General features: G+C 30.8%; 8 protein-coding genes and 4 pseudogenes. All 12 read left to right on the top strand.

The window, feature by feature from the left end:
• The first annotated feature begins 161 nt into the window (after positions 1-161).
• Positions 162-788, top strand: a complete 627-nt coding sequence (locus WKS98_RS09440; protein WP_498918808.1) for a TetR/AcrR family transcriptional regulator — start codon at positions 162-164, stop codon at positions 786-788.
• A 4-nt stretch (positions 789-792) separates the two neighbouring features.
• A complete protein-coding gene (locus tag WKS98_RS09435) occupies positions 793-2,958 on the top strand; it encodes an ATP-binding cassette domain-containing protein (RefSeq protein ID WP_498918806.1) in 2,166 nt (721 codons plus the stop codon).
• Positions 2,959-2,976: 18 nt separating this feature from the next.
• The gene (locus WKS98_RS09430) at positions 2,977-3,558 is read left to right on the top strand and encodes an MptD family putative ECF transporter S component (RefSeq protein WP_498918804.1); all 582 of its coding nucleotides are present in this window, start codon (positions 2,977-2,979) and stop codon (positions 3,556-3,558) included.
• Positions 3,559-3,567: 9 nt separating this feature from the next.
• On the top strand, positions 3,568-5,289 hold the full coding sequence (locus tag WKS98_RS09425) for an ABC transporter ATP-binding protein (RefSeq protein WP_498918802.1): 1,722 nt from the start codon (positions 3,568-3,570) through the stop codon (positions 5,287-5,289).
• 14 nt (positions 5,290-5,303) lie between these two features.
• The gene (locus tag WKS98_RS09420) at positions 5,304-7,034 is read left to right on the top strand and encodes an ABC transporter ATP-binding protein (RefSeq protein ID WP_498918801.1); all 1,731 of its coding nucleotides are present in this window, start codon (positions 5,304-5,306) and stop codon (positions 7,032-7,034) included.
• A gap of 38 nt (positions 7,035-7,072) precedes the next feature.
• A pseudogene (locus tag WKS98_RS09415) lies at positions 7,073-7,333 on the top strand (nickase); the annotation flags it as partial.
• Positions 7,334-7,406: 73 nt separating this feature from the next.
• On the top strand, positions 7,407-7,580 hold the full coding sequence (locus WKS98_RS09410; protein WP_407862693.1) for a hypothetical protein: 174 nt from the start codon (positions 7,407-7,409) through the stop codon (positions 7,578-7,580).
• 131 nt (positions 7,581-7,711) lie between these two features.
• Positions 7,712-7,825 (top strand): annotated as a pseudogene (locus WKS98_RS09405) (PcfB family protein); the annotation flags it as partial.
• Positions 7,826-7,875: 50 nt separating this feature from the next.
• Positions 7,876-9,135: an erythromycin esterase family protein gene (locus tag WKS98_RS09400; protein WP_019034484.1), complete on the top strand. Its 1,260-nt coding sequence runs from the start codon at positions 7,876-7,878 to the stop codon at positions 9,133-9,135.
• A gap of 251 nt (positions 9,136-9,386) precedes the next feature.
• Positions 9,387-9,998 (top strand): class I SAM-dependent methyltransferase, encoded by a 612-nt coding sequence (locus WKS98_RS09395; protein WP_498918799.1) that lies wholly within the window; start codon positions 9,387-9,389, stop codon positions 9,996-9,998.
• 83 nt (positions 9,999-10,081) lie between these two features.
• A pseudogene (locus WKS98_RS09390) lies at positions 10,082-10,442 on the top strand (hypothetical protein).
• 251 nt (positions 10,443-10,693) lie between these two features.
• Positions 10,694-10,957: pseudogene (locus WKS98_RS09385) on the top strand (tyrosine-type recombinase/integrase); the annotation flags it as partial.
• Positions 10,958-10,992: the final 35 nt, after the last annotated feature.

Genomic DNA, 10,992 nt, shown 5'->3' with positions numbered 1-10,992 from the left:
TCATACAAATAAATATGTAAATCAGTAAATTTTCTAAAAAAATATCTTACAACTATTGTTAGATAATACTAACTGATGTATAATCAATAATATCATTATCGATAGTTCAATTATTGATTATACTATTAAAATTAAAGTTTTGTAAGAATGGAGGAATGGACATGGCAAATAGAAACCATGAACTTGATAAACCAATCATTGAAGCTGCTAAAATAGAGTTTTTGCAAAATGGATTTCAGGCTGCTTCAATAGGCAATATTGCTAAAAGAGCGGGAGTTACAACGGGAGCAATCTATACAAGGTATAAAGGGAAAGATGAACTTTTTTATAGTTTGATAAAAGAATTTTTAGAAGCTATAAGTGTGAAAAGAAAAGAGAACGAATACTCGTATAGGGAATATTGCGTAGATAAAAACTTTGATCATTTTTTGCGTAGCATTCAAAAAGAAACCAAAGGATATGTAGATGTGTTATTTAAATATTACGAGGAGTGCAAACTATTACTTTGCTCAAGTAAAGGCAGTTCTGTAGAAGCAATATTTCGTGAAATGATGAATAATAAAATTTCCATAACAAAACAATTTATAAGGGAAAATATAGACCCGAATATAAGTGAGATGAAATTAGATTTGGTAGAGCTTTTAATGAATCAACAATTTAGTGCTTTTAAATTAGTGATTGAAAAAGGATATAGCAAAGAGGAGACAATCGAGTACACAAAAATGCTCGGCGAATTTGTTGGGGCGGGTTGGGAAAAGATATTTGATGAAATTATAAATAGGTATTGAATTTATGTATGATAAAGGCGAGAAGGATGAAAATATTTTAGATTTTAAAATAGATTTTTCCTATGAAGGCAAAAAGGAAAAGTCGTTAGATGATGTAATTGGCAGCATATCAAAAGGAGATTGCATAGTTCTTTGTGGCGAAAGTGGATGTGGAAAATCAACATTACTTAGGTGCTTAAACCATTTAATACCGGAGTTCTATGATGGGATATTTAATGGCTATATCTTGGTAAATAGCAACAATATAGAAAACAAGAACATTGGAGAAGTTGGAGAATTGATTTCGTCAGTTTTTCAAGATCCAAGAAGTCAATTTTTTACAATGGAAAGCGATACGGAAGTATCTTTTGGACTTGAAAATAAAGGGTTAAGCCAGGAAATAATAAAAAGAAGAACAGAAGAAGCTTTTTCAAAATTTGGCTTGGAGTATTTGAAAAACAGGGAAGTATTCAAACTTTCAAGCGGAGAGCGTCAACTAATAGTGATTATGTCTGCTTGGGCAATGGATACGGATATTATTTTACTTGACGAGCCAACCGCAAACTTAGATTATTTAGCCATAGAAAAACTGAAAAATATCTTATTGCTTCTAAAAGAAGATGGAAAAACTCTAATAATCAGTGAACATAGGCTTTACTATTTGAAAGAGTTGGCTGATGAATATTGGCTAATAAAAAATGGAAGCTTTTATGAAAAGTATGATAAGGACGATTTTAAGATATTTTCTAAGGATGAATTAAATAATTTGTGTTTACGAGTTACGGATTTGAAGCAGATTGAGGTTCAGAAGAAGTGTTCTAATGTTGTCAATGATAAATTAGAGGTGAAAAATATATCCTTTGGATATAAAAAACAACATATTTTAAATGATTTGTCGTTTACAGCTTATTTGGGAGAAGTGACTTGCTTGATTGGCAAAAATGGTTCAGGTAAAACCACCTTAGGAAAATGTATATGTGGACTATTGAAACCACAAAAGGGAAGAGTTTTTCTAAAGGAAAAAGAATTGAGCCATAGGCAGCTATCGCAGGATAGCCTCTTTATTATGCAAGAAGCTGAATTTCAATTTTTTACAAATTCTGTATTATCTGAACTGAAGTACGGTGTAAATCGAAACAAATATGATGAGATAGAAGATCTACTTAAAAAGTTTGATATGTGGAAATATCGTGATAGGCATCCATTTTCTCTTTCAGGTGGGCAAATGCAAAAATTAACCTTAATGATGGCGTATCTTTCGGATAAAAGTGTGGTTATTTTAGATGAACCAACCTCAGGAATGGACAAAAGAAGTTTAGATACTGTAGTGGGATTGATAAACGATATGAAAAAGAAAAAAATCGTGATAACCATTAGCCATGACTTAGAATTTATTTCATCAGCTGCGGATAAATGTTTGGAACTTGATGATGGAACGATACAAAGGATTTGTGAAGTAAAAGAGAATAGAGATATTGAAAGCATTAAAAGTATATTTGGAAAAGATTTAGAACATCAACCTCCTGCAAAAAGAGAAAAAAATCTATTAGATCCGAGAACAAATATTTTGTTTTGGCTTCTTTGTATGGTTGCAGTAGGAATTGACAATAAAAGTTTGATTTTTGAATGCAATTTATTAGCTCTCGTTTTTTCTCTTGCAAATAGAAGATACAAGACTTTAGGAATTACTTCTGTCATTATAGGGCTTATTTACGGTCTTGAAATCATATATCCGAATGAAATTACAATATTTACGGCAAATTTGTTTCCTAGATTTATTTTAATATTTCTACTATTTCCTATTATTCTTGGAGGTAGAGGGACAACAAATATGCTTGCGGGACTTAGAAAAATAAGAATACCTGAGAAGTTATTATTGATTCTTGCAGTTTCTTTCAGGTTTTTCCCAGTGCTAAGGAATGATTTTAAATTACTTAGACAGGTGCTTAGAAATAGAGGAAGTTGGAAGCATAAAAATATAATAAAAGAAAAAATAGAATATCTCGAGGCTCTAATTGTATCACTCATTTTTCGAGTGATAAGAATAGGCGAAACTTTATCAGCTTCAGCAGAAACAAGAGGAATTGCTTTAAATCATAAAAAATCATCTTATGTTACTTTACAGTTCAATTTATTCGATTACATATTGATGATTGGAATGATAGTAATTTTGATGATAAATATTTTATAAAAATAGGAGGACTTAATCATGCACAAAAACAAATTGAAAGCGAAAGATATCATTACAGTTACTTTATTATCATTGTGTAACATTTTGATATTTTCGATAGGAACATTCATGTATGCAACACCAATTACCATACTCTTAACACCCGTGCTTTACTCATTATTACAGGGTATTGTTTTCTATGTTATCGGAGTGAAAGTGAAAAAAAGAGGAGCGTTTTTTATATATTCCCTTATTCAAGGAGTGATAGCATTCTATCCACCATATATTTTGATGTTTGTAATTTCAGGATTGATAGCAGAGTTCTTATTATATAAAAAAGGTTATGGTAATTTAAAAGTTATTGGAATCAGCTATGTTATTCAGCAAACTTTGGCTTCAATTGGAAGTGTAATTTATCCATATACAATAGCCTTGAATAAAACTATAGGAGCCATGAAGGAAAAGGAGTTGGCTTCAAATATTACAGCGGCAGGCAAAATGATTTCTTCTTGGGGAACGCTGATTTTACTTGCCTTAGTTATAGTTTCAGCAATCGCAGGAGCTTATATAGGTAGCAAGGTCGTAAGGAAACATATTTTAGAAAAAGAAGCTAATTCATAGGGTGAAGTCATGAAAAAAGAGAAAGAACCAAACTTTTTTAAAGAAATGGATTCGTTTATAAAGCCATACAAAAAAAGATATATTTTATCTGTTATGCTAAGTATGCTTTCTGTTCTATGCGAACTTTTATCCTATGCTTTTGTTGGAATTTTAGCGGGATATATCTTCAAAGGATTTCATGGAAACAACATGATATATGTCTTGATTTTCACTATAATCTGCAAAATATCAGGGGTGCTGCTTTCAAATATTTCAACACTTATATCTCATAAAGCAGCATACTTAACGCTAAAGGACTTAAGATATGCAATTTGTGATAAATTTGTTAGATTGCCGATGGGATATTTTGATATGAATCCTAGTGGAACATTAAAAACTATATTGGTAGACAGGGTGGAAGATATAGAAAAAACATTAGCACATCTACTTCCTGAGATGACTGCAAATTTATTGATACCTATTGCCATGATTGTTTGGATGCTTGCAGTTAATATTAAGCTTACCGGGATTATATTTCTTTGGGTTATATTTGGACTATCAATCGGAATGCTTATGATGATTGGATATAAGGAAAAATATGAGGGACAAGTACAGGCACAAAAGAATATGAATCAAGCGGTTATAGAGTATGTCAAGGGGATTGAGGTAATTAAAACTTTCAATATGGAAGATAGTTCCTATGCTAAATATAAAAATGCAGTCATACGCCATGCGGAGTATGCTATAAATTGGATGAAAAGCTCACAGATTTATGCGTCTCTTTCCTATAGCATAGCTCCTGTATCTATATTTCCAACAATTGTTGTGGGATTGATATTTTTTAATAATGGGTTTCTTACTGAGCAAAGTTTATTTTTGTTTATGATGATTTCTCTTGGAATATTTAAACCGATTGTTAAAGCATCCAGTTATGTTGACCAATTGGCACAGATGGGAACTGTTGCTAAGGAAATAAAAGGAATTTTAGATTATCCGGAACTTAAGAGAAGTGAGAATTCTAATTTAAAAGAAAAAATGACATACGACATAGCGTTTGAAAATTTACAATTTTCTTATGATGGGACAAAAAATGATGTTGATGATGTGAATTTAACCATTAAAGAAAAAACTATGACTGCAATTATTGGTACTTCAGGTTCAGGAAAATCAACTCTAATGAAACTTTTAGCCGGATTTTGGGATTTTGAGAAAGGAAAAATAAAAATAGGTGGTATAGGGGTAAAAGACCTTTCAATGAATGACCTGAATACTCTTATCTCCTATGTGGATCAAAATACATTTTTATTTGATGATACTATTTTGGAAAATATTAGAATAGGTAAAAAAGATGCAACGAATGATGAGGTGATAGAAGCTGCTAAAAGAGCCGGTTGCCATGATTTTATTGTAACTTTGCCTGATGGATATGACACCATCGCAGGGGATAGGTTATCCGGCGGAGAAAAGCAAAGAATAGCTATTGCCAGAGCAATTCTAAAAAATGCTCCAATTATCATATTAGATGAAGCAACTGCAAGTACCGATATTGAAAATGAAGAAAAAATTCAAGGAGCGTTACTGGAATTTACCAAAGGAAAAACACTAATTGTTATTACACATAAAATTAAAACTGTCATAAATGCAGATAAGATCATATATATGGAAAATGGGAAAATCATTTGCGATGGAAAACATGAAGAACTTATTAAGTCGTGTTCTGCGTATAAGCATTTATATGAAATAGCAAATTGATTGGAGGTGAGAATATGTTTGAAGCTCTAAAAAGTGTATGGAACTTTAGTGAGAAAAGAAAAGACAGTTTAGTCAAAATTTTAATTCTATCATTTATAGAAGGCATATTCGTTATGCTGAAAATGATAGCAATAATTTTAGCGGTAAACGCCATGTTTAATAGTAATTTAATGGACAATTATATTTATAAGGTAATGATACTCGGAATTGTATGTATTATCGGAGTATTTGGTCTTGGTTATTTCACACAACTGGGTTCTGTATCCGTTGGATTTGAGATGGCGAAAGATAAAAGGTTATATTTTGGCTCATTATTTAAAAAACTCTATTTAGGGTTCTTTAGCAAAAATTCAGTAGGAAATATAAACTCAACACTGACTACATCTATTTCAACTGTAGAACAAGTTGCACCAATCATTTTAATTCATGTGATAGGTGGAATTTTATCTGCTATATCAATAGTTTTAGGATTTGCTTACTATGAATGGCAAGTTTCCGTTGTAATATTTGCAGGCATATTAACATATTTGTTTGTAGTTAATTATCAAATGAAAATTTCAAGAAGGGAAGCTCCCAAAAGACAATTAGCACAAACAAAATTAACGGAAAGTGCTATTGAATTTATACAGGGAATAAGCGTAATTAAGGCTTTTGGTATGGGAGAAAAAGATGAAAGAGTAAAAAAAGATATAGATGGTAGTTGTGTTAATAATATAAATTTATCCGAAAAATCTATTCCCTCAAGCATAGGTGCCGGTCTTACGATACAGCTGTTTGAAATTATGATTATTAGCTATGCGTTTTTTATGTGGAATAGTGGAGAAATTTCTCCTCAAAAAGCCATTAATTTATTGATTATGAGCTTTGTAATATTCCAGTCTGTAAGTCAAGCAGGTTCTATTCTTTCTATGATTGGGCTTTTAGATAGTTCACTAAAGGATATAAGCAGTATGGAAAATGCTGAAGAAATAAAGGTATTATCACCTATTCAAAATATAAAATCCAATGAAATAGAATTTAAAAATGTAAGTTTTTCTTACGGAAAAGGAGAAGTTTTAAAGGGAATATCAGTAGCTCTTAAACCGAACACACTTACAGCGATTATCGGACCTTCAGGTTCAGGAAAAACAACGTTTTGCAAGCTTATACCGAGATTTTATGATGTAAGCGAAGGAGAAATTCTGATTGGTGGAGCAAAAATAACAAATATCTCCACCGAAGAATTGATGAAAAATATAAGTATGGTATTTCAAAATGTGTATTTGTTTGAAGATACAATTATGAATAATATTCGTTTGGCAAAGCCAAATGCCAGTGATGAGGATGTTATATCCGCTGCAAAAAAAGCGCGCTGTCATGACTTTATAAAAAGCTTGCAAAAAGGATACGAAACTAAAATTGGCGAAGCGGGTAGCACTTTATCCGGCGGAGAAAAACAAAGAATAGCGATAGCTAGAGCAATACTCAAAGATGCTCCCATTGTGATTTTAGATGAATTTACCAGTGCTTTAGATGTAGAAAATGAACACCATATTTTGCAAGCCATCGATAATTTAGTACAGAATAAAACAGTTATTATGATTGCACACAGGTTAGAAACTGTTAGGAAAGCAGACAACATCATTGTTTTAGATAAAGGGGAAATAGTACAAGAAGGAACGCATAATGAGCTTATAACTCAAGATGGGATATATAAATCATTCATTTCAATAAGAGAGCGAGCAAATAAATGGAGTTTTAAGTAAATACATCCATTTTGATGTTTGACTAAATAAATGAGTATTTAATGGCAAAGCTTGAAGAAATAAATAAAGAAAAAGACAAGATAAAAGATGAATACCAGGAAATTAATCATATAAAATATTCAGTAGATTTTGTAAACAAAGAATTAGGTATAGACTTATCCATAGAAATAGATAAGCTAATAAAACAAGGTGAAAAACCAAGTGTAATAGCACAGATTAAAAAATTCCAAGACCAAGTTATTAAAGATAATGAATACAGAGAAATGATGAAAAACAAGAAAATGGATCAAGAAAGGTAAGACTTTGTAAAAATATCTTATCCAAGCTACAATATAACCAAGAAAATAAAGGCAGATCTAGGAGGTAATAGAGATGAATAAAAGGCAAGAGCTAATAGATGAACTCATAAAAGCAGATCAAGATGGAATATACAAAACATATAAAAGCACAGAAGAAATAAAAGCGATGAACAATGAAGAAGTGCAGATTATATATTCCAACATGAAAAATTATCTATCAGACAAAAGAACACACATAAACTACTAAAGGTGGAAAGGCATTGTAAGCTATTTTAAAGTATAAAAGGTACAAATACCTAAGAAAGCTATATAAACATCAAAATAAGGCATTCCACCACTACCAACAACCAAATAAAAACAAGCAAAGGAGAGAAAAACATGATAAACGAAGAAATAAGTAAAGAAGCAGGTCAAGCAGCACAAACCATAATAACATACACAATAAAGGCAGCAAAAGCGAAAATGGAAGCAGAAAAAGAAGCGGCAAAAGAAGAAGCAACAGTATGATAAAATATTAAAAAAATGTAGTAAGAGGTGAGAAAATGATAAAGAAAATATTTAAAGGAATTTTAATTTTTTTAGTATCCCTTATTATTCTTATAGGGATTGGGGATTTTTTATGGATTAATCTTCCGAAGTTAAATGCCAGAAAAAATATTTCTGATATAGAAGACTATGGCAAAGCTGTAAGCCAAATAAACTTAGATGACAATATACAAGTCGTTGGACTTGGGGAAGCGGCTCACGGGAATTCTGATTTTCAAGATTTAAAATTAGAAGTTTTAAAGACTTTAGTTGAAAAAAATAATTTAAAGAGCTTTGCTATTGAAGCTGATTTTGGCGAAGGAATGATAATCAACAATTACATTCACGGAAACAAGAGAGATGAAAATATTTCAAGAATTTTTTCTTTTAATATTTATCACACAAAGAATATGAGCGATCTTATAAATTATATGTTTGACTACAATCAAAAAGCCAAGGATGAGGACAAACTTTCTTTTTACGGCTTTGACATGCAAAATCCAGAAAAATCTATTGATTTAATATTAGATTTTTGTAAGGAAAATAATATATTACAAGAAAAAGACTTGAAAAAGGAGCTTTCTTTTATAAAAGATGAAAAAATTAAGATTTCACAGATAAAAGATAAGGAAGCTTTGTTGTTAGAGATAAAAGCTTATGCAGACGCCCTATCCTCTTCAGATGCAAAAATAGCTTCAAGAGCTCTTACAAATATATTAAATAGCATAAAATATTACGAATTAGATTTTAATGACTATGTAAAAGTAAATAATGTTAGAGATGAGCTTATGGCTGAGAATGTTAAATGGATAAGTGATTTTGAAAAATCAAAGGGAAATAAGATGCTTTTAATTTCTGGACACAACGGTCACATTGCAAAAAGTGAAAAATTTTATGAGCCAATGGGGTCTCACTTAAAGAAAATTTTTGGAGAAAAATATTTTATTATTGGAACAGACTTTTATAAGGGAATTGTTAATATCAATGTGGCTGGTCCAGATAACAAGAGGTCAAACCATGTCTTTGTATCTGCTGATCCTTTAGCTTACAGTGCGAGAAAATTTAAAGGAAAATATTATTTAGATTTTACAAAAGTTAAAGATGGAGAAACTTTTGACCTTATAAATAAAGAAATCAACATGATAAGTCTGGGTGAAGGATATTCTCCTCTTATGAAATTCATGCCAAGGACTTATAGGGTAAAAGAAGTTCCAAAAGATTTATATGACGCAATGATCTTTGTTTATTATGCAAAGCCAATTGCTGTTAATGATTAATATTATTTATGAAAGAGATGGAAGATGTTAGAAGTTCAAAATATAAAAAAGATATGACCAGAGAAATTTAAGGGAGTAACGAAAAGTTACACCCTTAAATAACCATAATAACAAGAATTCCGAAAATCGGAAATCAAGAATTTCGATTATCGAAAATCTGGAATATATCAATGTAGAAAGGATATAAAATTGAATAAACATAAAATTTATGATAGAATAACAATGATAATAGTTATCAATGGGAGGTGAAAATGTTAAAAAAATTTTTTGAAAATGTAAAAAATCCTAAAAATAATTTCGGTGGTCGTTTCATGGTGAAAGGAATGAACATTGGTCACGAAAAATTGGCGAAATGGGGCAGATCCTTTCTGCATATTAAAACCTCGGATGTAGTTTTAGATCTAGGATGTGGTGGTGGACGTAATGTTCAATACTTCCTAACAAAGGCTAAAAAAGTATATGGAATGGACTATTCAAAAACAAGTGTAGATATTGCAAGTTCAGTAAATAGCGAAGCTATAAGAGATGGCAGGTGTAAAATTATTGAAGCAGATGTGGCTAAACTACCTTTTGAAGATGAATCCATAAATATAGTAACTGCCTTTGAAACAATTTATTTTTGGAAGAATATAGAATTATCTTTTAGGGAAATCCATCGTGTTCTAGTAAAAGACGGTCAGTTTCTAATATGCAACGAAGGAGCATATAGAGAGCATAAAAACATAAAAAAATGGGCGGATATGCTAGATTTTGAAGTTTATTCTCCCGAATATCTTACAGAAACATTGAATAAGATAGGATTTAAATGTGAATGCCATCTGGACGAGAAAGAGCATCTAGTATTTTTATCTAGAAAATTATAAAAAAATTGTGAATAATGAAAAATAAATTTTTAGGAGAAGTAGAGAAAAAATCTACTTCTTTTTTTATTGCAAGGAGGATTAGAATGGCAACAAACAAAAGATATTATTGGATAAAATTAAAAGAAGAATTTTTCACAGACAAGAGGATAAAAAGATTAAGGAGAATATCGGGAGGAGATACCTATCCAAAAGTCCACCCCTATTTTTTATGGAGAATATCAAAATGTTCGATTAACTGAAGAAGAATACCATAAGTTAAAGGATAAGCTGCAAAGTCATACAGATACAATGATTGAAAAGCTATCAAGATATATCAAAAGCTCTGGGAAATACTATAAAGACCATTATGTAACAATCCTTAATTGGTATGAAGAAGATAAAGACAAACTAAGACATCAAGGTGGAACTAAAAAAATGAACTATGATGTAGGAGAATCTTTATAGATAAAAAGAGGTGGAAAGCCACTATTAAAGACTTTAAGTATAAAAAGGTATCAAAGTATGCCAGAGATAAAAAAATATAAATATGACACTTAAAAGGGGATTAGAAAATTAAAGAAATTCTAAAAGACTTTTAGATGATAGTTACCAAGAGGGTCTAATTTTCACTGTTACTCCTGCAGTGGGAATTGGACCTTTTTATATAAGCAAATTCTATTTCAAAATTGGTTGCCAAGAAAGACTTCTTTTCACTCTTAAGTATAATGGATAAAAATAAATCGAACTCTAATGATATTCTATTAGTTCCACATTTAAGCAATCACATTTTTAGACACACCTTTACTACAAGGCTTAATGAACAAAATATAAATACAAAAGCAATGCAGTCTATTCTAGGTCATTCTGATATTAGTACAACAATGGATATATATGTAGATGCAACAGAAGATTTTAAGATAGAACAGATGGTGGAATTTGAAAAAGCGATGAAATTTATATTAATGACTTTAGTCTGTTGAGTTCGCTTGCGAACGAAACAAAAAACTACCCGCTA

The sequence above is a fragment of the Lagierella sp. ICN-221743 genome, from assembly GCF_037890055.1.
Lineage (GTDB): Bacteria > Bacillota > Clostridia > Tissierellales > Peptoniphilaceae > Mediannikoviicoccus.
Note: the sequence above shows the minus strand (reverse complement) of the source record. Positions and strands in the feature narration are given on the sequence as shown.

What these genes read in the sequence shown, in the direction of transcription:
- WKS98_RS09440 (WP_498918808.1), top strand. Translation starts at nt 162, where the DNA reads ATGGCAAATAGAAACCATGAACTTGATAAACCAATCATTGAAGCTGCT.
- WKS98_RS09420 (WP_498918801.1), top strand. Translation starts at nt 5,304, where the DNA reads ATGTTTGAAGCTCTAAAAAGTGTATGGAACTTTAGTGAGAAAAGAAAA.
- WKS98_RS09395 (WP_498918799.1), top strand. Translation starts at nt 9,387, where the DNA reads ATGTTAAAAAAATTTTTTGAAAATGTAAAAAATCCTAAAAATAATTTC.
- WKS98_RS09430 (WP_498918804.1), top strand. Translation starts at nt 2,977, where the DNA reads ATGCACAAAAACAAATTGAAAGCGAAAGATATCATTACAGTTACTTTA.
- WKS98_RS09410 (WP_407862693.1), top strand. Translation starts at nt 7,407, where the DNA reads ATGAATAAAAGGCAAGAGCTAATAGATGAACTCATAAAAGCAGATCAA.
- WKS98_RS09435 (WP_498918806.1), top strand. Translation starts at nt 793, where the DNA reads ATGTATGATAAAGGCGAGAAGGATGAAAATATTTTAGATTTTAAAATA.
- WKS98_RS09400 (WP_019034484.1), top strand. Translation starts at nt 7,876, where the DNA reads ATGATAAAGAAAATATTTAAAGGAATTTTAATTTTTTTAGTATCCCTT.
- WKS98_RS09425 (WP_498918802.1), top strand. Translation starts at nt 3,568, where the DNA reads ATGAAAAAAGAGAAAGAACCAAACTTTTTTAAAGAAATGGATTCGTTT.